Annotated in this window: 18 protein-coding genes; 15 read left to right on the top strand and 3 right to left on the bottom strand. The window is 35.4% G+C overall.

Features of this window, described 5'->3' with window-relative positions; all coding sequences use genetic code 11:
• Positions 1 to 37: 37 nt before the first annotated feature.
• Positions 38 to 1333, top strand: coding sequence for a glycosyltransferase family protein (locus tag AC5YGG_RS11280; RefSeq protein WP_496144592.1), 1296 nt, complete (start codon positions 38 to 40; stop codon positions 1331 to 1333).
• Positions 1334 to 1470: 137 nt separating this feature from the next.
• On the opposite strand, the gene AC5YGG_RS11275 is transcribed toward AC5YGG_RS11280, so the two are convergent.
• Positions 1471 to 2112, bottom strand: a complete 642-nt coding sequence (locus AC5YGG_RS11275; RefSeq protein WP_496144591.1) for a hypothetical protein — start codon at positions 2110 to 2112, stop codon at positions 1471 to 1473.
• 160 nt (positions 2113 to 2272) lie between these two features.
• Here AC5YGG_RS11275 and AC5YGG_RS11270 point away from each other — a divergent pair, with 160 nt between their 5' ends.
• From AC5YGG_RS11270 to AC5YGG_RS11215, 12 genes are all read left to right on the top strand, one after another.
• A complete protein-coding gene (locus tag AC5YGG_RS11270) occupies positions 2273 to 3241 on the top strand; it encodes a YpdA family putative bacillithiol disulfide reductase (protein ID WP_496144590.1) in 969 nt (322 codons plus the stop codon).
• Positions 3242 to 3430: 189 nt separating this feature from the next.
• Positions 3431 to 3835, top strand: coding sequence for a type VI secretion system tube protein TssD (gene tssD, locus AC5YGG_RS11265; RefSeq protein ID WP_047434135.1), 405 nt, complete (start codon positions 3431 to 3433; stop codon positions 3833 to 3835).
• A gap of 209 nt (positions 3836 to 4044) precedes the next feature.
• The gene (locus tag AC5YGG_RS11260; RefSeq protein WP_496144589.1) at positions 4045 to 5979 is read left to right on the top strand and encodes a type VI secretion system Vgr family protein; all 1935 of its coding nucleotides are present in this window, start codon (positions 4045 to 4047) and stop codon (positions 5977 to 5979) included.
• 2 nt (positions 5980 to 5981) lie between these two features.
• Positions 5982 to 9071, top strand: a complete 3090-nt coding sequence (locus AC5YGG_RS11255; protein WP_496144588.1) for an HET-C-related protein — start codon at positions 5982 to 5984, stop codon at positions 9069 to 9071.
• Positions 9061 to 10032, top strand: coding sequence for a DUF7738 domain-containing protein (locus AC5YGG_RS11250; RefSeq protein ID WP_496144587.1), 972 nt, complete (start codon positions 9061 to 9063; stop codon positions 10030 to 10032). The genes AC5YGG_RS11255 and AC5YGG_RS11250 overlap by 11 nt, the downstream gene beginning before the upstream one ends.
• A gap of 147 nt (positions 10033 to 10179) precedes the next feature.
• Positions 10180 to 11052 (top strand): DUF7738 domain-containing protein, encoded by an 873-nt coding sequence (locus AC5YGG_RS11245; RefSeq protein ID WP_496144586.1) that lies wholly within the window; start codon positions 10180 to 10182, stop codon positions 11050 to 11052.
• A 42-nt stretch (positions 11053 to 11094) separates the two neighbouring features.
• Entirely contained in the window at positions 11095 to 12051 is a 957-nt protein-coding gene (locus AC5YGG_RS11240) for a hypothetical protein (protein WP_496144585.1), read from the top strand.
• A 42-nt stretch (positions 12052 to 12093) separates the two neighbouring features.
• Positions 12094 to 12585, top strand: coding sequence for a DUF4280 domain-containing protein (locus AC5YGG_RS11235; RefSeq protein WP_496144584.1), 492 nt, complete (start codon positions 12094 to 12096; stop codon positions 12583 to 12585).
• A gap of 9 nt (positions 12586 to 12594) precedes the next feature.
• Positions 12595 to 14799: a hypothetical protein gene (locus AC5YGG_RS11230; protein ID WP_496144583.1), complete on the top strand. Its 2205-nt coding sequence runs from the start codon at positions 12595 to 12597 to the stop codon at positions 14797 to 14799.
• Entirely contained in the window at positions 14799 to 15518 is a 720-nt protein-coding gene (locus tag AC5YGG_RS11225) for a hypothetical protein (protein ID WP_496144582.1), read from the top strand. Before AC5YGG_RS11230 ends, AC5YGG_RS11225 begins: the two co-directional genes overlap by 1 nt.
• Before the next feature lie 3 nt (positions 15519 to 15521).
• Positions 15522 to 16298 carry a hypothetical protein gene (locus tag AC5YGG_RS11220; protein WP_496144581.1) on the top strand — a complete coding sequence of 259 codons (777 nt, stop codon included), beginning with the start codon at positions 15522 to 15524 and terminating at the stop codon, positions 16296 to 16298.
• Positions 16299 to 16329: 31 nt separating this feature from the next.
• A complete protein-coding gene (locus tag AC5YGG_RS11215) occupies positions 16330 to 16848 on the top strand; it encodes a hypothetical protein (RefSeq protein ID WP_496144580.1) in 519 nt (172 codons plus the stop codon).
• 72 nt (positions 16849 to 16920) lie between these two features.
• Here AC5YGG_RS11215 and AC5YGG_RS11210 read toward each other — a convergent pair whose 3' ends face one another.
• The gene (locus AC5YGG_RS11210; RefSeq protein WP_496144653.1) at positions 16921 to 18099 is read right to left on the bottom strand and encodes an MFS transporter; all 1179 of its coding nucleotides are present in this window, start codon (positions 18097 to 18099) and stop codon (positions 16921 to 16923) included.
• A gap of 306 nt (positions 18100 to 18405) precedes the next feature.
• On the opposite strand from AC5YGG_RS11210, the gene AC5YGG_RS11205 reads away from it, so the two are divergent.
• Both AC5YGG_RS11205 and AC5YGG_RS11200 read left to right on the top strand, forming a co-directional pair.
• On the top strand, positions 18406 to 19284 hold the full coding sequence (locus AC5YGG_RS11205; RefSeq protein WP_496144579.1) for an AraC family transcriptional regulator: 879 nt from the start codon (positions 18406 to 18408) through the stop codon (positions 19282 to 19284).
• Between the two features lie 89 nt (positions 19285 to 19373).
• A complete protein-coding gene (locus AC5YGG_RS11200) occupies positions 19374 to 21314 on the top strand; it encodes an oleate hydratase (RefSeq protein ID WP_496144578.1) in 1941 nt (646 codons plus the stop codon).
• 862 nt (positions 21315 to 22176) lie between these two features.
• On the opposite strand, the gene AC5YGG_RS11195 is transcribed toward AC5YGG_RS11200, so the two are convergent.
• Positions 22177 to 23850 carry a glutamine--tRNA ligase/YqeY domain fusion protein gene (locus tag AC5YGG_RS11195; RefSeq protein ID WP_496144577.1) on the bottom strand — a complete coding sequence of 558 codons (1674 nt, stop codon included), beginning with the start codon at positions 23848 to 23850 and terminating at the stop codon, positions 22177 to 22179.
• Between the last annotated feature and the right edge of the window lie 70 nt (positions 23851 to 23920).

Below are 23920 nucleotides of genomic sequence, written 5' to 3'. Positions count from 1 at the left end.
TCAGAATGACAAATGAATAATAGACGATTCATAAAAAATGGAACAAAAGAAAATATTGATCATCACCTATTACTGGCCTCCTGCGGGAGGTCCTGGTGTTCAAAGATGGCTGAAATTTGCAAAATATCTGCCGGAATTCGGCTGGAAACCGGTCATTTATACGCCTGAAAATCCAAGTTATCCATTACTGGATGAAACGCTGATGAAAGATGTTCCTGAAGACATTGAAATCGTCAGAACTAAAATCTGGGAACCTTATCAGCTGGCTGAAAAACTTAATAAAAGCAATAAAAAATTCAAGGCAGGACAATTTGATGTCGGTAAAAATCAAAGCTGGAAATCTAAATTATCCATTTGGGTAAGAGGAAACTTTTTCATTCCTGACGCAAGAGTTTTCTGGGTAAAACCTTCCATTCAGTTTCTTGAGAAATACATACAAGAAAATAATATTGATACCATTGTAACTTCCGGTCCGCCCCACTCTCTTCACCTGATTGGATTAGGATTAAAAAATAAGTTTCCCAATCTTAAATGGATTGCCGACTTCCGTGATCCCTGGACTGAAATTTCCTATTACAAGCACCTGAAATTAACCAAAAGCTCTGATAAGAAACACCGTCAACTGGAAAGCGCTGTATTCAAAAATGCAGACATTACGCTTGCTACAAGTTACACGGATGCTGAAAACTTCCGTAAAACAGGAGCTAATTCTGTTTGTATTACCAACGGATTTGATGAAAGTGACTCGGATAAAATAAAAGGACAAACTGAAAACATACTGAAAGATAAGTTTACCCTAAGCTATATCGGTGTTTTGGAACAGCTCAGAAACCCTGAAAACCTTTGGAAAGTTCTGGACGAATTGGTAAAAGAAAATATTGATTTTGCGAAGTATTTCAGTTTAAAATTTGTCGGAAGAATTGATGATAAGATCTTAAACTTTATTGAAAATTCAAGTGTAAAGAATCATATTCTGAACCTTGGATATCTTGCGCATGGTAAAGCTGTGGAAGAAATGCAAAATTCAGAAATATTATTGATCACCAACTTCCCGAATGAATCTTCAAAAGGAATTATTCCCGGCAAAATATTCGAATATCTGGCTTCAGGAAAACAGATTTTATCATTTGGTCCTGATCAGGCTGATGTTTCAAAAATACTGGATGAAACCCAGGCTGGAAAACACTTCGGCTACAGTGATTACGAAACGGTAAAAAAATTCATTCTTGAGAAATTTGAGCTTTGGAAAAATGGGCAACTCTCTGAAAACACTCAACACATTGAACAGTTTTCACGAAAAAATCTTACAAAGCAATTAAGCGAAATTTTATAAAAAAAGGGAGTTAGAAGCTGGAAGAAGGAAGTTATCGAACCGAGAAAATATTTATAATTATCATCTTCAATAATTACAAACTACAGATGCTTTCATCACTAAAATACTTCCTGCTTCCCGCATCCCGCTTCTAGCCTTTAAATGGTCCACTGATCATTCACAACAGCAATCAGATAATATTTTCCCTGAAATTCTTCAAAAACAAAACGCAGCGTTTTCCAATCCATTTCACTAGTTTTTTCAGTTCCTTTGATATAGTTTTCTGTAAAGTCTTTATGAGGATAGATTTTTTCAAGATTATTCAGAGAATTCCCACCACCTATAAATTTACCCTGAGAATATTGGGAGGTCGTAAAATCACCTGAAAAAACCCATTTCCCGAGATAATCATTGATTGTAGCCTTGTAAGGATCACCAGAACCATCCATTTCTCCCCAGGTGAATAATGTTTTTGTAGGCTGGTATTTTTCAAATTCTGCTTTAGAAAAATGTTTGTCCTTCTTAGGGTCTACAAAAGCATACATAGAGAAACTAATTCCTTTTTCAGGATGGATAAATGTTGCAAAAGTTTTATAATCCTTAGTTTTTAAAGTTTGTAAAACCTCATCGTTCGTCTTCTTCAAAGCTGCCATTTTCAAAGTGTCATTCTTTACAACTTTTGCACTATCAGGATTTATTCTGGCAATAGTGTCTATTTCATTAGGAACAGGTTTTCCGGGCTCTTTCTTACAGGCAACCACCAAACCCAACACAAGCATTGAAATAAGTAATCTTTTCATAATTTATAACTTTATAATAGTTTAAAAAAGCACCAAAACTAATGCCACAGCTTATAGAGTACGAGATACTTCGTTTATGCTTTATAATATTAAAATATAGATATTTTAGATTTAAATGATTCATTAACACCTTTTCCTAATTAGGTCGTACCTTTGTTATATGGAAATTTTGGATATTCTTATTATCGGAGCAGGACCTATCGGCTTAAACTGTGCTATTGAAGCTCAGAAAAACAATCTGAAGTATTTAATTATTGAAAAGGGAACCATTGTAAATTCTCTGTACAATTATCCTTTATATATGCGTTTCTTTTCTACAGCTGAGAAGCTTGAGATTGACAACGTTCCTTTTATTTCTACAGCTCCTAAACCCGGCAGACAAGAGGCTTTGGAATATTATCAGGGTATTGCAAGGCAGAAAGACCTCAAGATTCATCTTTATGAAAAGGTTTTAAAAGTTTCTAAAGAGCATACTCTATTCAAAATTGAAACCACTAAGGGAAATTACAAGGCTAAAAATGTGGTGATTGCTACAGGATTTTATGACATTCCAAACCTAATGAATATTCCGGGAGAAAATCTTCCAAAAGTAAAACATTACTACACTGAACCTTATCCTTACGCAAGACAAAAGGTTGTAGTCATAGGATCAAGCAATTCTGCCGTAGATGCAGCCCTCGAAACCTATAGAAAAGGGGCTGATGTTACTATGATCGTTCGCCATTCTGAAATTTCAAAAAGTGTAAAATATTGGGTAAAACCTGATATTGAGAACAGAATTTCCGAAGGCAGCATCAAGGCACATTTTAATGCGGAAATTATAGAAGTAAAGGAGAATTCTGTCGTTTTTAAAGATGAAAATCAGCAGACTCACGAAATTGAAAATGATTTTGTACTGGCAATGACTGGCTATCTTCCTGATTTTGATTTTCTGAAAAATTCAGGAATAGAACTGAATGGCGATTACCTGAATCCACAGTATAATGTTGAAACCATGGAAACAAATGTTCCTGATCTTTATCTTGCTGGAGTAGTCTGTGGGGGAAAAGATACTCACCTTTGGTTCATTGAGAATTCAAGAGTGCATGCGAATATGATTATCAACTCTATTCTTTCTAAAATTTCTTAAAATATCACGAAACCACGACTACAAGCCACTAATAAACATACACATAGATAAAAAACCTAACACTTGTTAGTAGAAGAACTACTACACTTTTTCAAATTTTCTCATATTTCTTTTAATTATATTATAAATACCTCTATTTTTGGCAGTATAGAGATCAAATTACATAATATTAATTAAAAACTATTAATCATGGCAGAAAGAAATTCAAGAGGAATTTTAAAATTCAACAACGGTGAAGGGCAAAAATTACTAAAGCTTAATTACAGCGTTTCAAGATCTACAGACGTTTCTGGACGTGTGGCATCTGACCCTTCAAATGCATTGATCAAAATTACAGTAGAAGCTACTGATAAATCTGACATTCTTGAAAGCTTACTAAACGGAAAATATAAACCTACAGTAGGAGAAATTACATTCAACAAGTCTCACGAAGAAGGAACGTTAACAACACTAAAGTGGAACAACGGTTATGTAATCCAGCATGAAGTAGACTTCGATGCAGTGGATGATAACAGTATGTATATCAGCTTTGTAGTGAGTGCAGAACAGATTGACCTTGGTAATTCTTCTTATTTCGGTGCGTGGCCGTCTTAATCTTAAGAAAATCACTTACAATATTAGAACTAACAGGGCAGAATTCAGCAAAGGATTCTGTCTTGTCAGTTTGATTATCATTATATAAATTCAAGTATTTGGTAATGATAACAATGAGAATCAGCAGATTATTACATCAAAAAATTGACAGAGAAAAATTATTTCAATGATAATCTGCAAAACAAACTAATAAAAACACAATACTAATCATGGAGGGTAATTTTTCATTTCAACCGAATCGTTATAAGGCACCTGATAACGCTGATAAGATTTCAGGAAATCATATTCCGGGGATCAACCGTGTGGTAAAACTGGATATCATTATTGAAGGAAAGACCATCAAACATTTCAAACATTTCCGTTTGCAGCAAAGTGCGAGACGTCACCATCAGTTTGAGCTTACACTGGCTCATGATACTTTAGGACAAGCTCAAAATCATAATCTTGAAGAAGCCCGTATGTTTCTCGGTAAGCGAATAACAGTTGTTTTTAAATACAAAGATTATGAGAATGAAAGCCCGGAAAGAACCTTTGTAGGGGTTATCACAAAAGCAGCTTTCAGCCAGGAAAGAATGAGTCTTGGTAATATTGTACTGAAAGGTCACAGCCCTACTATTCTTATGGATTCCGCTCCTCATACGCAGAGTTTCGGTGGAAGCCAGTCTGTAAATACAGGAATTATTGCAGATAAAATCATTAAAGAAACGCTTGGTTCTGAGAAATTTGATTTCAGAGTAGATGCTCAGAATAGAAGTTATATCAACTACAGTTCACAATACAACGAAACCCATTACAACTATCTGGCAAGAACTGCTGAAGCTTATGGGGAACAGTTTTATTATGATGGCGAAGTTCTTCACTTTGGAAAACTTCCAACTCCTGAAAAACCGGTACGTCTTATCTATGGAAGCAATGCCACAGATGTACAGATAGAATTAAAAGCTGTGCACACAAAACCTGAATTCTTCGGATACAACAGCAGCGAACATACAAAAATGACAGGATCGGAAAGCAGTATCAGACATCTTGGGGAGGTTCCTGCTAAAGCTTACGAGCTTAACAGCAACATTTTCAAGGCACGATCCCTCTCTCCTGCTCCTGTAAATGCCAATATGTTCATGGATGTGGATGATTCCCAAAAAAGTGCAGCAGGAAGTGCGGCTGTAGAAGTATTTACCGTTTCTGGAAAAACAACTGTTCCTTTTCTCTATCCCGGTTGTACTGCGGATATTCAGATGCGTAAACCCGATAGCAATGAGACGGCATATTTTACAAAAGTCACCATTACTGAAACCTCTCATGAAGTAGATGCCAGAGGATATTACAAAGGAAGTTTTGAAGCGATAGCAGAAGGAACTGGTTTTATGCCGAAACCGGATTTTATCATTCCCAATGCTGAACCTCAGGTTGCCACTGTGATCTCCAATACCGATCCGCTTAATCAGGGAAGAATACAGGTAAGGTTTGACTGGCAGAGAAATCCAGACACTACTCATTTTATCAGAATGATGAGCCCCGATGCCGGAGGAACGGATGCCATTACTCAAAACAGAGGTTTTGTAGCTATTCCCGAAGTGGGAGATCAGGTTATGGTAGGTTTTGAATATCATCACCCGGATTTTCCTTTTGCAATGGGAGGAATGTTCCACGGGCAGGTAGCGCTTGGTGGTGGAGTGAATAATCATATAAAATCTATTCAGACAAGAAGTGGAAATAAAGTAATCTTTAATGATAAGGAAGGCAGTATTTTCATTGAAGACCCAAGTGGTAATACTTATCTGATGGATGGTAAAGGAAATATTACCGTAACCGCACCTAAAAACATGTATTTTAAGGCTGGTGAAAATATAGATATGATTGCCGGTAAGAATTTCACCTTAAATGCAGGAGAAAATATTTCAAACTCTGCCAATGTAAATATCACTTCGATTGCCGGAACAGATATTATTCAAAATGCAGCCGGAGACATCAGAGAGACTTCTGATAACAGGCAGGAAATGGCTGAGAAAGGTATTCACAGACAATCGGAAACTTCTCAGTCACTGGCTGGTAAGATCTCCATGTTCAGTGATAAGGAGAATATGACACTGCAAAGTGCAAAGATCATTGAGAACAACAGTGCAGATAAAGCTAAATTCTTCTAGCCATGGCAATTGTAAAACAGGCAAAAAATATCAAGGTAGCCGTTAATAAGGACTATGTTGTACATGCTGGAGATATCAATGAAATCTCCAACAAGATCAATATTGAATCTTACAGGGATAACCTGAGTCTGAACAGCAACAAGAAAGTAGAACAGAAAGGCAATGATGGCGGAGTAAAACATCAATCTTATTCTCCTTATGAACCCACAATTGAGGAAAGTGACTACACCCTTGAAAGTACATTTGCTCTGGAACAGCTTTTTTCTTTTGCCAAGAAAGACAGTATGGCTATGTTCTGTTTCTGGATGGCTGACATCTTTGGTAATGATATCCCTTTGGAAGCTTACGAAAAGTTATATAAAAACGCCAGTGATAAAAAACAGTCTATTAATCCGAAAATCACAGTTATCAAAGAACTGGACGGTATAGGAGCTTCTTATTACACAGGTGAGAATAAAAAGTATTTCAACCATATTCTTGTATCCCAAGGTTTTATAGATAATGCAATAAAAAGTAATGGGCATCATAAATTACTGATGCTTGCTTTAGTGGAAGAATTCGGGCATCATCTGGATTATCTGTTAAGATTTGAGTATTCATCACAAGAAGGAGATGCTGAAGGAGATGAAGGGGCAAAATATTCTTCCAATATCAATACAAAATATAAAAGATTTTTTATTGATCCTTTTGAGCAAAAGGAACAGCATTATGCCACGGCAACCATTAAAGGAGCAGAAAAAAAACTGATTTGGGATTTTGCGGATCTGCATACACAATTAAAAGAATACGTTGAGAACCGTACTGAATATGATGATCATTATTTTGCAGGTTTTGAATTTTTCGGAGCTGGTATGGGAGATGATCTTCATGGGCTGGGACACGAAGCCATTGAAAAGAATGCGCTAAGTAAAATTGAAAGATATAAGAGTGATAAAAATGTAGAAAGAAAACAGATTTATTTTGGTAACTGGCTCAGAGACTTTTCACAGTTTGTAGATCCTATGATTGTACGCCCCATGGCTAATGCTCTGGATATACTCAGTAAAGAATATAAAGATAAACATCAGAATAAGGAGGAAAATTCAAAATTATTAGATGATTTAGAAAAATTACTGGAAGAAAACAGAGTTACAAAAAATGATCTGAGAACTTATGACCTTCCGGTAGGCTTTGAACTTAAAATGACGGAAGCAAAAATTATATGGGAACCTTCTGCATTTTCTCCTGTAAAATTAAGTAGAGAAGCCGTTACCACTCTGGTAGAATTCCTTGGGTTAAAAGAATTTGGAGAATTAGAAAAAAAGGCTACAAATGAAGATGGAAAACCTGAGAACTATATGAAATATATTCAGGACTTCAGAAGTAAATATGCTAAAATAACTCCTGAATTGCTAGGAGTTTACAAACCTCAGGAACATATAGACAACCCTGCGGCTCTTCATCCTAAATTAATTTGTGACGCTATAAAAAAGAAGAACAAAGAAAAAGGAACAAACAAACCATGCCCACCACCCGATTTTAATCATAAATTGGATCCAGATTTTGTAAAAGATCCTGTAGATCAACAGTGGGAGCCTAATGTACAGTTTGGAACAAAAAATTATATCAGAGGTAACAGTTCTGTCCCATTTGAAAGTGCTTTTGAATGTTTTAATAAATTTATTGATAAGTCCAATCCTAATACGGTAGAGGGAAGAATAAATTTTGGTGCGGCACTCCACATTGTTGAAGATTATTATGCGCACAGCAATTTTTGTGAAATTGCCGTGATGAAAGTATATGACCCAGAAGTTTTCCCTTGGGATAATTTAAAAGCCAGCTGTGTAAAAGGAACATTAAAAAGCCATACATCAGACAGTAGTGCTAAATCTAATACCCATGCTATTCATTCGATTTTAGAAAAAGAAAGATTCAAATTTTATACAATTACCAATACAGAATTACAGCCTCAAGCTGTAAAGAACTTTACAGAAGCCCACAACACAAGATATCCTGCCGATTATTACCAAAGTCTTTATAAAGATGAATCATACAGCTATCTTAAACACGCTCAAAATAAAGGATATTACTATTCTCATGCAGCGTGCCCTATAGTACAGACAGGAAGTTTTGGACCTTTGGACACAATTGCCAGTATAGCCCCCAAAGTAAATAATAAGATCTTTTCCATCAAAGTTGAAAAACAGGAGGATCTGAAAGCGGGGGAAAGAACATTTAATGATGCTTTGATCTACGAACTTTTGAAAGATATTTCTAAAGCTCAAACCTCAGATACTAAACAAAAAAACGAAACGTATAAAGGAACTGATGACAATCTTTACTCTGAAACCTTCTTAAAATACCTGAAATTCAGAGATTTTATGGTGGAAGAACGCGTATTAGGATATTCCTTTAAAGATATTACAAATGCATTTGGTATATTTGACTTTATAACCCAATATATAAAAGTTATCCAGAATAGTTTCTATCATTTTTTAGCTTTAACCGCCATTAATATGATAGATGATTATCAAACTTACCTTGAAAATGAACTTACCTTACTTGAGCAAGGGAACTGGAAAGTAAATTCTTATGGACCTACTCATACTCAGCTTGCCAAAGATAATGGTCTGCAGCCATTACATCATCTGGCAGTAAAATTAGCTGAAAACAGAGTAGAAAAACTAGGAAAGTTATTTGCAGGAAGTAAAGACTGGAATACACAGATCAAAAAAATAGGAAGAGAAGAAATTTTTACTCATCCTATGTATACTGACTGGATGGATAAATCTGTTATAGACTGGTGTTATGATCATCCCCGTTCAGTCAAGCTTGCCCGTGAAGCAAGTGTTGTTCTTTGGGGAATAAAACATGGGTATCAGGAACTTGCAGAATTGCATCATCAAATTAAAATTATTAGTGAGTTTAATACAAGTTCAGACCAACAAAAAGAATTTCAATCTGCTATGGCAGGACTTCCAGATCAATGGCATAGAGGCTGGAATAAATTAAAAAGACTTTGGGAAAAACAAAGAGACTTACCTGAACTAAAATTAAAAACAGCTGAAGAAAGCTATCAGGAAGCATTAAAAGAAAGCGGACATGGACAATAAATTTAAATACAAATTAATATTTCTATTATTCATCATGACACAATTAGTGAGTTGCCAGGATAAAAACATACAAGGCATGGAAGATGGTTTCTATGTAAAAGATAAAAAGCTGTATTATAATCAAAAAAATCTTGCTTTGGGAATGCCTGTTGATCAATTCGTAGATGCACTTGGAAAGTACGATAGAAAAGTTGAATATTCTACTGGTGGTGGCGAACATTCCGATTGGTTCTGGACTAAAAAAATGTTTAAAGCAAGCACAAGCATCAATGACAATGGGCAAGAGATAATCATCCTCGCCAAAATGCGAATTGATGAAGAAACAGGTAAACCTGTAGAAGATTATAATGGTGAATATAAAGAATTCTCCAATATTAATGATGTCATCAAAATGTATGGAAAATATGACAGTATTTCTATAGATAAATCCTCAGCTCGTACCAGTACATTTTATGTATGGGACAAACTGGGAATAAACGCGGCAGAAGCAAATAGTGTTATCAGTACCGTCAATTTATATCCTTTACATGTATTAAAAACAATGGATCTTGATCTGGCAATAGGAAAGACATTCTATGACGGAGCAGGAAATGCTCAACTTACCCAAGAAATGTTAGAAGACAGAAAGAATGATAAAGCCATATTTGACAGAATGCCTAAACAGGAATTTAAAGGAAAATTCAGCTATAATGGAAACACTATTGATTTTAGCAAAATAGGCAATACTGATTGGAACAATGCGGTTTCAGGATTAAAAATATCAGGAAGTGATTTTGATCCGGCTGGAGACTCCGAAAACTGGTCAAGAGAAATCAGAGAAAGCTATGATTTATATATTACAATCAACAGATTCTCAAATGCCGAAGAATCCGGAAAACTCTCTGTCAAGAAAATAGGAAAGTATGATACTGTGGGAGAAATTTCAATATGGCAACATAATACAGATGAAGACAAAAAATAAATTTTAAAAGTAAATCTTTTAACTTAACAGAATTTAGAAATAGGAAATAGAACAAGATAAAAACCTGGACATTCTGAATAAGGAGAGCTGAGAAAGAAAAAGGATATGTTGAAAAAAATAAATAATCTAATATTACTTATCATTATCATGACACAAACAATCAGCTGTCAGGAAAAAGCAAGCAAGAATACCAATAGTTTTCAAATAGATAAAAAAGAAATTTTTTATAACGACAAGAAAATCTATCTGGGAATGCCTATTGAGGAGTTTGCAAAGATTGTAAACTCAGAATATCGTGTTGCAAAATATTCTATACCAGGACGAACAGATAAAATATGGACCTGGAAAGATGGTGGAGAAGCCTATGTAAATGATAGTGGTAAAATCAAATATTATAACGTAAATACTAATGATGATTCTCTCGAAAAAGAATACGATTCAATTGAAGAGCTTATTAAGAAAGTAGGTAAATACGAAAATTTTAAAGAGGAAAAAGTATCAGGTCAGGAACAGACCTTCTATGTATGGGACAAACTTGGGTTTAACGTGGCTATTCACGATAACACTGTAGGACAGATCAACCTTTATCCAATTGCTTTTACAAAAAGAGAAACTGAATATAAATTAAGAATTCCGGGACCTCCGATGCGTGAAAGTGATGATTATATTTTAACTGACGATAAAACAGATGTTGAAAACTACCAGGTGATGCTGGAACGTCAGCCAAAAACAGAATTTAAGGGAACTTTTTCTTATGATGGAAATACTGCAGACTTTTCAAAAATAGGATACACAGACTATAACAAAATGGTCAAAGACCTACACATTGAAGGGAGCAGCTATGATCCTCCGGGAGATTCCAAAGCATGGGGAAGAAAAATATGGCTGAGCTATGATAACTGTCTGGTAGATATCCGAAGATATAATAACGATGGGACTACAATAAAAAATAAGGTAGGAAAAATGGACGGGGTATTGTCTATTGAAATTTGGAGATTTACAGACGAAGACAGAAAATAGATTTAAAAGCAAATAGGATCATAACAGAAGGAAGCGCATAAAATGAAAATCAATTGTATAGAAAACAAACATTTTTTATGGGGATTACTTTTGCTTCTGTTACTGAATTGCAAGGAGGAAAAAGGACAGGATAAACATCCGGACATTCCGGAATTTCCTGCCACTACAAATCCTAAAATAGTGATAGAGCCTGTACTGAACAATGTAAATGAAATATTATTTAATGATTCTGTATTGGTTTGTACACATATCGATAGTATCAGTATTTACTCTGCTGCATCGGAAAAAAAGAAAATTATTAAAAATAAGGTATTCGCCTATGGAGATGGCATTTTCATTATAGAAAACAAAGACGGAGAATATGAAGCATTAAACGATATTACCTTACAAAAAGAGAATATAAAAACAATTAATGAAGCTGGGAAATATCAAAAAATGAATGATAGCTTAAGTAAAGTTTTTACTAAAAAATCAGAATATGAAATAAGCCAATTAGCCGATTCATTATTCATCGATTATTTTGCTGTAAAATATCATTTACCCAAGGATAAAATCCCATTCACAAGAAGTCTGAGAAAAAAAGACTTTTATGTAAAGACAGAGCAGGATGAGTTTTTACTGATTGATGCACCTTATTCTTTAGAGAAATTTATAGATCCTTTAATGAAGCCCGTTTCCAAACAAATGGTGCCCAAATTCAAAAGGAACTTTCAGGTTTTTAAAAACTATGCGCATACGGATAGCTTTTTTAAGGAATATGATTATGCACTTAAAAGTAAAAACTGGGTATCATTAGGCGGCGGAAATCATTATATCCCTTCCTTACCTTTCATGGCTGAAGCAGGATATTATTATCTGGATATATTTTTTAATCATGAAAAAGGAAAATGTAAAATAATAAGAGGTAGCCGCCCCAGCTTACATACAATACCCACAAAAATAAAAAACAAGGGCTATTTTACTGATGCTGAACAGATTTATAAAATATCCGTAAAATAACCAGAAAAATTATTAAACCAAACACCAAAAAGAAATAATAATATGGCAGAAAAACACATCGTAGTACAGGGTGCTCTTTGCAAATGCCAGTTTGGACAAGCTCCGGACAAACTCAAGGTACTTACCCACCAGAAAGAGTATGCCAATGATAAAAATGCTTCCAAAAAGCTGATTGTTACCACCAAAGAAATAGGAGGAGCAACCTTTGAAAAAAATACTTTCGGGAACTGTACAAAAATGGGCAGCCCACCCCCGCCCTGCAAAATTATGGTCACCGAATGGCAAAACTTCTATGATAAGGTTCAGCTGAGCAATGGCGGATATATCATTTTAGAAACCAGTAAAGCTGTCTGTGCAATTGCCGGAACTCCCTGCATTGAAATTATTGACCACGGACAAAGAGCTGAAGCCAGCCAACAGAGCTTTAAGAATTCCGATAAAGATGTACAGAAACAAATTAATCCTTTGGTAAATCCAGAGGAAATGTACAAGAAACAGCCGGAGAATAACGGATTAGAATTTGGTAACCAATAACAGAAAGCCATGGCAAAAGGGATAAAAAGTATAAAACAGCAACAGGTAATAGGTACCAGCGTATATCTGATCGTAGACCAATGGCATGACGGTACAACAGAACTTGATAAAAGTAAAAAATTAACCTGGCTCTGTTTTTCACAGGATAAAAAGAAGCAGCTTGATACCCGTCAGCTAGAATCAAAAGACAGCTATGTCATCAAAATACCGCCAAAACTGGCAGGTTCATACCGCTATTATGTAGAAGCAAGCTTTTCCGGAAAAAAGGACCCTTTAAAAGATACAGGGTTATATGTTTATGGTACCACTGCCAAAAAAGTAGTTACCAGTAAATGGTGCGCAAAACCGGATGGGGAAGATCTAAGGAAATCACAGTTTTCTTACGGACACCTTATTTATTTAGGTCTTGAAACCGAAGGAATGAACGGTGATCAGGTAACCGTGGAAGTCTACAGAAGAGTTCCCGGAGGAGGCGGTTCCAAAGATGACCAATATATCACTGCATTTACCCATGTACAAGTTATAGACGGCGAAATAAACCTGAAGATGGGAAATACCTATCAATGGTATGGTAAAATAAAAAAGCCAAATCCTACCGAAGAGTTCTATGTAAAAGTAAAAGATGCTTCCGGAACATATATCAGTGATGGTAAAGACAGATTGCATGCCCGTTATCTGAGAATTAAAAATAATATTGTTAGCAGAAATTCAGAAACGCCTACCAATCATACCCCTACCAAAGTAGATAAGCCTGAAATCAGTTTTAAAAGATATGAACCCTGCAGATATGATAAAGTCATCATCGGGGATAAGGACAGCAATAAAAAACCGTTCGATATTGTTGTATACGATCCTTTGCAGAGAAAAAATATCACGACTTATGAAACATTAGCCAAACATGAGGCTGGTACTACCATTGATCTTACCTTCGAAAAAATAACCCACAAAGGCTGTTTCACCCAGCCCAATCATAAAAAGGAGATTGAGATTTACATCAATGGACAGAAACAGAAAACTCAGGTGGTGAATGGTGATAAATATACTTTGCCTATTCAGGCGAGAGCAAATACCTATCTTCTTAGAACCAACCCAAGTTTATTCTTTGTTACCCCGGACTCCGCCAATACCTATAGAATTGTCACAAAAACATGTGCACAGCCTAATAATCCGCTTACGATCAATGTCTATCCCAATATTGAAAGAGAAGTAACCTTTGTACTTACCTTATTTCCTTCTTTTGGAGCAGAAGTCAATCAGAAGTTCTCAACAAGGGAAAAACTGACGGATTATAATAAAAAGCAAAGCATGCAGTTGATCAGAAATGAGACTGAAATTCTGTACAATGCAAAAGGAGGTTTAGGATTTGGGCTTCAGGCAAAAGTAAAAGTAGATAATGTAGAATCATCTATTGAATTGGCGCACACCAGAAATCAGATTAAGAAATTAATCGGTTTCTATTACAAAGTAAATGAAGTGTTGTCTGTATTCGACGGTAGAGGAAAAGAATCTGCCTCACTTGCCTATGACAGAAAAGTACTTCCGAAAGTTACCTTTGATATTGAACCACCCAATGTTGCCTTAGCCTTAAGAATAACAAACAAAAAAGTTGAAAGAACCCTTCAGGTAGTTCCTCAGTTTACCGGAGCACTTGCCTTAAAGCCTATTACCAAAATAAAAATTGGGGTAGATCTTCTCAGCCTTTTACAATACATGGGTGTAGGTGGTAAAATTGCATCCTGGATCAAAGACACTCTGGAAGCCAAGTACAAGTTTACAATTTATATTATTTTCGAAGTTTCCTTAGAAGCAAGAGCCGAACTTTCCCTAACCTATAATAAAGTTGAAGGATTTGCACCGGGACCAAGAAAACTACAAATTGAAGCCGGAGTAGGAATTAAAGGAGGAGTAAAAAGTACCGAATTCGTTACCATAGTTGTTCCGGAAGCCGATGGTTCCCCACAAAAAGTAAAGGTAGAAAAATGGAAAGGAGAAGCTTCAGGAGCTTCATCCATGTTGTATACCTATGAAGTAAATGCTGATTCACAAGGGCAATACAGCAAGCATAAACTGGAATTCACCGGAGTAAAAGCAACCATTGTAGTCTATTCCATCAAAAACGGAATGAAATACAACGAAAGTTTTAAAAAAGATTTTACTATTATTGAAAAGCCGGAAAAACCCTGGTATGAATCAGAAAAAGAATATACTGTCTAATGAAAATAAACCCGATCATTATTTTTAATATTTTAATTGTCATATTCCTTTTAATTGCCATTGCTGTGACTGTTTTTATGGTAAAAAACGGAATGAATATCTATTATATCTCAGCATCTGCATTCACAAGTCTACTGTTGCTTTTCATTTTGTACTCCATTAATAAAGGAATCCCTTCCTCTCACAAAGTAATCAGTACGATAGATAAGAACAAAGAAAAATTAGAATTTAATGATAAAGAGTTAATCATCAATTCTCCGGTCATGGAACATAAACAGATCATAGAATGGAATACTATAGAAGCTATTTATTGTCTGAATATGATCCCTTTAGACGGAACTTATCATAATTTTGAGTATTCAATATTCTTAAAGAAGCCAGCGAAAACAGAGAAATACAAAGACTTATCGTGGTACAATAAGTTAGTTTCATCAGAAAACAATTCATTGGAACTTAAAATTAATGATTACGATAATATTGATTTTAAAAAGCTTCACCCCGCTGTAGAAAAATATTTGATCAAAAAAGAAACTTCGGAAGATTATCTACATAAGAAATTTGGAAATGACGTCCGTTCCGTACAAGACCATACTACAACGACAGAATTTCCTGCCAATAGATCTTTAAAAACATTTGAGCTTTATAAAATATATGACAAAGGTGATCATACCAATGATGAAAAACTGAAAGAATATAGAGCGAATGCAATAAAAATATAAACCATGAACAATCCTATCTACAATTTTGAAATAAAGGCTTTTTACTGTTTGGTTGAATTAACAATCAATGATGTTTTAGTTTTTTCTCACTATGAGGAAAATGGCAGCATCTGGGTTGACTGGCCCATTAATCAATATATCCTGGAAAGCGGAATTCAATCCTATGAAGTTAAAATATTACCTTATAAAAACCAGGAAACCCTTTCAGAAAAGGCTCAGCTGGAGATTGGTATTCATGCCATCAGTGAATCCGGGAGTGACAGAATAGAAGTATTAGACAAGAAAGAAGTCACTATTCCCAACAAAACAGAACTGCCGTTTTATATTCAGAAAGGCTCTTTCTCAGCAACCGTACCTTACAAAAACAATGGTTGGAAAGCTTCAGTTGATTTAAAAAAAGAAGACGAAAAGAAGCTTCTGTCGGAATTACTTCAATGGAACTCAAAGCTTTTAAATGTTTATACCTCATCAGATATTAAAGAATATAATGTAATCTATGGTGAAAGAGAAAAAGAGTTTGCCAATGCCTATTACACCGAATATCAGGAAAATACTCCTGAAGTTTTTCATTCAAAATTTAAAAACCTCATCGCTTTACCGAAAGATCTTTATCAATTGGTACTCTATGCAGATGGAAAGCTGGCAAGTGTTAAGCTGCCCAATGAGCTTCCCGGGTTTACCTTTGATCCAAAAGTGAAAGATGAAAATGGTCTGGGGATAAGCTTAATTTTATTCTTTCACAGGAAAAAGGAAGGAGCACCTCTGGAAGTTATAAGATAAAACCTGTCAATCAATCTGAAATATTAGAAGAATGAGTGATGATAAGCTAAAAACAATGACATTTAATCAGGAAGGATATACTTTAAACATTCCTGTTTTGGATGAAACCCATTTTGTATCATGGAACTCTATAGACACTATTATTTTTGGTCCGGAAACCATTTATCATGATCATTCGGAATTTATTATTTATCTCAATAGACCTCCTATAATCAGATTAAAAGAAAATGCATGGTGGCTGAACAAACTTACTTTTCGATTAAAAAATAAACACATTAGAAAAATCAGGATTTCTGATGAATGGAACCGTGATTTTGCAAATTTTATAGATCAGGCTAAAATATATCTTAAAAATGTAAATGAAGGAAATCTCAATATCGATCAAAAAAAAGGAAATCTCATTAAAAGAACAGAAGTAAAAAAAGCCGATACCGTTATTACAACTGAACGATGGAAACCTGAAAAAACAACAGACCTGAAATGGCAAATGGTTTATGACAGAGACAACAGAACCATAGCAGATATTTATAACAGAGACAAAGGAATTTAATTCTATTCAAAATAAAAACCCAGCCATATACTTTTGGCTGGGTTTTATTATGTATTAAAAATTTGATCGTTTTTAAACCTCCTCTTCCACTTTATTCTTTTCTTTAATCATCCACGGAATCACAAAATAAAATGCAATTGCAATAGCCGTAGCAAGCACTCCTGTTCCAATCCAAAGCGTATTGAATCCCAGCTTATCCGCAATCAATGTTCCTATATAAGGCGTAATGATGAAAGCAATGGAAAAAGACATTCCATTCAGCCCCATATAGGCTCCTTTATTATTTTCTCCGGAACGTAAAGCTGTAATTGTAGCCATAAAAGGAAGCGTCCAGATCTCTCCGATACAAAGTAGCGTCATAGAAACCAATAGCATGACCATACTGTAATCAAACGCAAGCATTGCATAAGACAATCCGCAAAGAAATGTTCCTATCAGCATCGTAAAAGCCAGTGTAAAGTACTTTTCCGCAAGCTGTACAAACCCCATCTCAAGCAATACGATCAGAAAACCACTATAGCCCAGAATATATCCGATATTCTGCTGACTCAGATGAGCAGTATCCTTATAAAAGATCGTCAACGTACTGAATAACTGGAAGAAACACATAGAAAACAGCATACATAACCCACAGAAAATTAAAAATTTATTGTCCTGATATGGAGAATTTTCCTTTTTAATAACAATGGCTTCCTTTACCTTTTTAGCTTCCCTTTTTGCCAGTTTTGCACGCCCTCTGAAAAACCAGATATACATCAGCCCTGCCAGAAAAGCAGCTAAAGCGTTACTGTAAAAAAGAAATTCATAGGAAATCGCAGACAAAATACCTCCCAATGCAGGACCTATGGAGAATCCCAGGTTTACCGCCATTCTGTTGAGAGAAAAAGCTCTGGTAATATTCTCAGGCTTCGCATATTTTGTAATAGCCACAGAGTTTGCCGGGCGGAAAGTCTCACTGACAATACTCTGGATCAAAATAATTCCGGCTAATCCAGCCTCTGTTTTAAAAAAAGGAATCATACAGAATAAAGGTACACTAAATAATAAACTAAGACTCTGTACCTTATATTCACCGATCTTATCCGTGACCATTCCTCCAAACCATGACCCAATAACCGATCCTATTCCGAAGAAACTCAGAACAATTCCGGAATTTTCAATACTAAAATGTAAATGATTCGTCATATAAACTCCCAAAAAAGGAAGTACCATAGAACCTGCCCTGTTGATGAGCATTACCAACGCCAGCATCCAACTCTCCTGCGAGAGTCCTTTAAAAGAACTCGTGTATATATTTATTAATTTCACAATAATATTTGGTGGGGGAATTTAAAAATGCAAAGGTAGACAAAAATAGCCCTAAACCCTTATTAAAACGCGTTTTTATTATAAATGAAATTGATAAAAATATACAATCATCTGTATCCTTTAAAAACGAATATTTTTGATATATAAAGGTTAAATACTTTTACAAAATTCGTAAATTGCAGTAATAACAAGGTTTTTAACCTTACACCCAAACAAAATACACATCAAAAATTCACCCGAATCACAAAAATGGTAACCTACGAAAATTTACATGATACCCTATCCTTTTACAGTATTGATTGCCACCAATCCTACTATATTTCATCAGGAAAACCCATTTTTGAATTTCCAAAATCCCCTTTCCGGATGGATTATTATGCTTTATGCATCTGTACAGCCGGAGAAATAAACATTGAAATTGACCGTCACCAATACAACATACATGCAGACAGCTTTCTCATAGCAGCCCCTTCTACCATTGTAAAATTCCTGAAAACCAGTGAAGACTTTATGATGAAACTTCTCTTTTTTGATAAAAACTTCCTGATCAAAAATATATCCAATCCGTTTATCATTGAAAAAATGGACCTTTTCTCCAAAGGTTCTTATAATATCGTAAAGACTACAGAAAAAAATTCTGCATTACTTCAGAATCTATTAGACTATCTTAAAAAAAAATCCAGAAAGCAAGGGAAATTTACAGAAGAAATTGTACGCACCATTATTTTCAATCTTTTACTTGAAACTGCAGAGATCATTGAAAGAAAAAACCAAACCCGCTCTGAAAAAGAAGAGGGGAAAAAAGATCTTTATCTTAAATTCAGTAAGCTGATCCGTGATAATATCCGCCAACACAGAAACGTACAGTTCTATGCCGATAAACTTTGTATTTCCAACAAATATCTAATAGAAATCATCAAAAAAGCCAGTGGAAAAACACCCCATGAAGTCATTGACGAAGCCTTATTAAAGGAAGCCTATGTAATGCTTGGAAATTCGGAAATAACGATTTCTGAAATAGCTTTTGAACTTCAGTTTAATTCCACCTCTGCATTCGGACGCTTTTTCAAAAAACATACTTCAATTCCTCCTTCAGAATACAGAATCAACGAGAATATTCAGTCTTAGGAATTTGGGGATAACAATTCTGACATTAGGGATATATACTGCTTTGTGAATAGAGCTACCTTTATAATGTTAATTAAAAACATTACAAAATGAGTATGATCAATTCAAAATTCGAAAAAGTTTTAAATACTTCTGAGCAGTTTGGTAAAGTAAACCACGAACCGGATTCCAGTAAAGAAGTCCAGATTAACACTCCTGAAAAAACAATGCCTTTTTCAGACCAGATCGGGAACTATCAGAGAAATAAAGGTATTCCCTTACAATCTTACGAAAACAGTAAAATATACATTGTAGGAAGCGGAATTGCAGGAATGTCTGCGGCTTATTATTTCATTCGTGACGGGCATGTTCCCGGTAAAAATATCATTTTCCTGGATCAGCTTAATGTAGAAGGAGGTTCTCTGGATGGCGCAGGAAATGCCAAAGACGGTTACATCATCCGAGGCGGACGTGAAATGGATATGACCTATGAAAACCTTTGGGATATGTTCCAGGATATTCCGGCATTGGAATTGCCGGCACCGTACAGTGTTCTGGATGAATATCGTCTCATCAATGATAATGACCCGAATTATTCAAAAGCCAGATTAATTCACAATCAGGGACAGATTAAAGATTTCAGTAAATTCGGTTTGGAGAAAAAAGATCAGCTTGCTATTGTGAAGCTGTTATTAAAGAAAAAAGAAGAGCTTGATGATCTGACTATTGAAGATTATTTCGCAGAATCATTCTTAAACAGTAATTTCTGGTTCTTCTGGCGCTCTATGTTCGCATTTGAAAACTGGCACAGTTTACTGGAGCTGAAATTATATATGCACAGATTCCTTCACGCCATTGACGGAATGAAAGATTTCTCATGCCTCGTATTTCCTAAATACAACCAATACGACACCTATGTAACTCCACTGAAGAATTTCCTTGTTGAAAAAGGAGTACAGATACAATTTGACACATTAGTAAAAGATCTTGACATTCAAATCAATACGGAAGGAAAAACAGTAGAAGGTATCATTATCGAACAAAACGGACAGGAAGTAAAAATTCCGATTGGAAAAGATGATTATGTAATCGTAACTACAGGTTCCATGACGGAAAGTACTTTCTATGGAGATAATAATACTGTACCGGAAGTTACTATTGACAATACCAGTGCCGGACAAAGTGCCGGATGGAAATTGTGGAAAAATCTGGCTGCAAAGTCTGAAGTCTTCGGAAAACCGGAAAAATTCTGTAGTCATATTGAAAAATCATCATGGGAATCTGCAACTTTAACCTGCCGCCCATCTGCATTTACAGAGAAATTAAAAGAATTATGTGTCAATGATCCATATTCAGGAAAAACAGCTACCGGAGGAATTATTACCATCACAGACTCCAATTGGGTAATGAGCTTTACCTGCAACAGACAGCCGCACTTCCCTACTCAGCCTGATGATATTCTCGTAGTATGGGTATATGCTTTATTAATGGATAAAGAAGGAAATTATATCAAAAAAGCAATGCCTGCATGTACCGGAAATGAAATTCTTGCAGAATTATGTTATCATCTTGGATTAACCGATCAGCTGGATAATGTGGTAGAAAATACGATTGTTCGTACAGCATTTATGCCTTATATCACCTCTATGTTTATGCCGAGAGCAAAAGGTGACCGCCCAAGAGTAGTTCCTGAAGGATGTACCAATTTAGGATTGGTAGGACAGTTCGTTGAAACCAATAATGATGTTGTATTCACTATGGAAAGCTCTGTAAGAACGGCAAGAATAGCGGTATATAATCTACTGAACCTCAACAAACAGGTTCCGGATATTAACCCGTTACAATATGACATCCGACATTTATTAAAGGCTACTCAGGCTTTGAACGACTATAAACCGTTCTTAGGGGAAGGTATTTTAAGAAAAATTCTGAAAAACACTTACTTTGAACATATTCTGGTTGACCGTCCTGAAGAAAAAGAAGAACATGAATCATTCTTTATGGAGCAGGTTGGAAAATTCCAGGAATGGATTAAAGGAGTGAAAGGCTAGAACACATTGAACTCTGCTAAAATATAAAAATGCATTTTTTTATCCCCCACGAATGCACAGATAAAATAATTCGTGTATCCGTGGCATCAAAATATGCAGTATTCAATTTTATCTAAGATAAAATCCTTGCGCCTTAAAACATAATTTTTATAATTCTTCGCGTCCTTGCGTATTCCAACAACAGAGAAAACCTCTTTTGTTTTGTGCTAAACAGGTTGGAATACGCAAAGGCGCAAAGATTTCTATCCATGCTCCGTATATTTAAGGCGCAAGAAAATCAAAGATTTTCAGCAAGAAAGCTTCTAAGTGATTTGCCACTAATACCAATAAAAGATTTACATTTTCGAGCACGAATTTTAAGAACTCTTTCCTAAATGTCTGTTTTTTGAACCATAAAAGTCACATAGATTTTATACAGAATAAGCTCATTCATGCATCCGTGGCATCAAAATATGCAGTATTCAATTTTATCTAAGATAAAATCCTTGCGTCTTAAAACATAATTTTTATAATTCTTCGCGTCCTTGCGTATTCCAACAACATAAAAAACCCTTTTGTTTTGTGCTAAACAGGTTGGAATACGCAAAGGCGCAAAGATTTCTATCTATGCTCCGTATATTTAAGGCGCAAGAAAATCAAAGATTTTCAGCAAGAAAGCTTCTAAGTGATTTGCACTAATACCAAATAAAAGATTTACATTTTCGAGCACGAATTTTAAGAACTCTTTCCTAAATGTCTGTTTTTTGAACCATAAAAGTCACATAGATTTTATACAGAATAAGCTCATTCGTGCATCCGTGGCTAAAAATAAAAAAACAGGACTTATTTCTAAGTCCTGTTTTGTTTTATAGATTCCCGAAGATTATTCAGGCTTATAAGAATCTTTTAAAGTTACTGTACGGTTGAATACCAGCGTAGCATCCGTAGAGTCCTGATCCTTTGTAAAATATCCGATTCTTTGGAACTGAAGAGGTTCTCCTACCGCCACATCTTTAAGACTTGGCTCAGCAAAACCTTGAACAGTGGTTACAGATTCAGGATTGATGAAGTTTAAGAAGTCTACATCTTTCTCAGCATCCGGCTGCTCAACAGTGAACAATTGGTTGTAAATTCTTACCTCAACAGGGATGGCATGTTTAGCAGACACCCAGTGAAGTGTTCCTTTTACTTTTCTTAAACTTTCTTCTGTTCCGCTTCCAGACTTACTCTTATCATCGTAAGTAGCATAGATCGTTGTGATTTCACCATTTTCGTCTTTTTCTACTCTTTCAGCTTTGATGATGTATGCAGATTTTAAACGAACTTCACCTCCTAATTTCAATCTGAAGAACTTATTGTTAGCTTCTTCTTTGAAATCTTCACGCTCAATATATAATTCTCTTGAGAAAGGAATTTCTCTGGTACCTGCATTTTCCTGTTCAGGATTGTTTTCAGTTTCTACCCATTCCTCTTTATCTTCAGGGTAGTTTTCGATCACTAATTTTACAGGATCTACTACTGTCATCACACGTTTAGCTACTTTATTAAGGTCTTCACGTACGCAGAAATCAAGCAACTGAATTTCGATTAGGTTTTCTCTTTTCGCTACCCCTACTTTATCAATAAAGTTTCTGATAGCCGTTGGTGTGAACCCCTTTCTTCTCATTCCTGAAATAGTAGGCATTCTAGGATCATCCCATCCTGTTACAACCCCCTCAGCAACAAGTCTTTGAAGCTTTCTCTTTGAAGTAATCATATAGGAAACGTTCATCCTTGCAAATTCTCTTTGCTTGTTTTTTACCTTTCCTTCTTCATAAACCTGATCTAAATACCAGTTATAAAGTGGTCTGTGATTTTCAAACTCTAAAGAACAAAGCGAGTGTGAAACTTGTTCTATGTAATCAGATTCACCATGAGCCCAGTCGTACATTGGATAAATTTTCCAGGCTGTACCTGTTCTGTGGTGAGGTTTATTCAAAATTCTGTACATCACAGGGTCACGCATATTCATATTGGGCGAAACCATATCAATTTTTGCACGAAGAGACATTGAACCACTTTCAAATTCTCCGTTTTTCATCCTTTCAAACAAATCTAAAGATTCTTCAACAGGACGATTTCTGTATGGTGATTCTACTCCCGGTTCTGTAGGATTCTTTCTCTGCTCAGAGATCACTTCAGAAGGCTGCTCATCTACATATGCTTTTCCTTCTTTGATCAATTGTACTGCCCATTCGTAAAGCTGCTGGAAGTAGTCTGATGCGTACAATTCCTTGTCCCATTTGAACCCTAACCATTCAACGTCTTTTTTGATAGAATCTACGAATTCCTGCTCTTCTTTTTCAGGGTTCGTATCGTCGAAACGAAGGTTTACAGGCGCGTTGTATTTTTCACCCAGCCCAAAGTTGATGCAGATAGCTTTTGTGTGCCCTACATGCAGATAACCGTTTGGTTCAGGCGGAAAACGGAAACGGATCTGATCTTTGTTCAAACCGTTTGCCAGATCATCTTCAATAATTTGCTCAATAAAATTGAGTGATTTTTTTTCTTCTTCCATTAAATTAGCTTTTATTTTTTAGCAAAAAAAGTTGCACAAAGTTACGGAAAAATAAGTTTTTTAAAAAATC

It is taken from the genome of Chryseobacterium sp. CS2K3, from assembly GCF_059515185.1.
The sequence above is the reverse complement of the archived record's forward strand: the minus strand, read 5'-3'. Positions and strand labels throughout refer to the sequence as shown.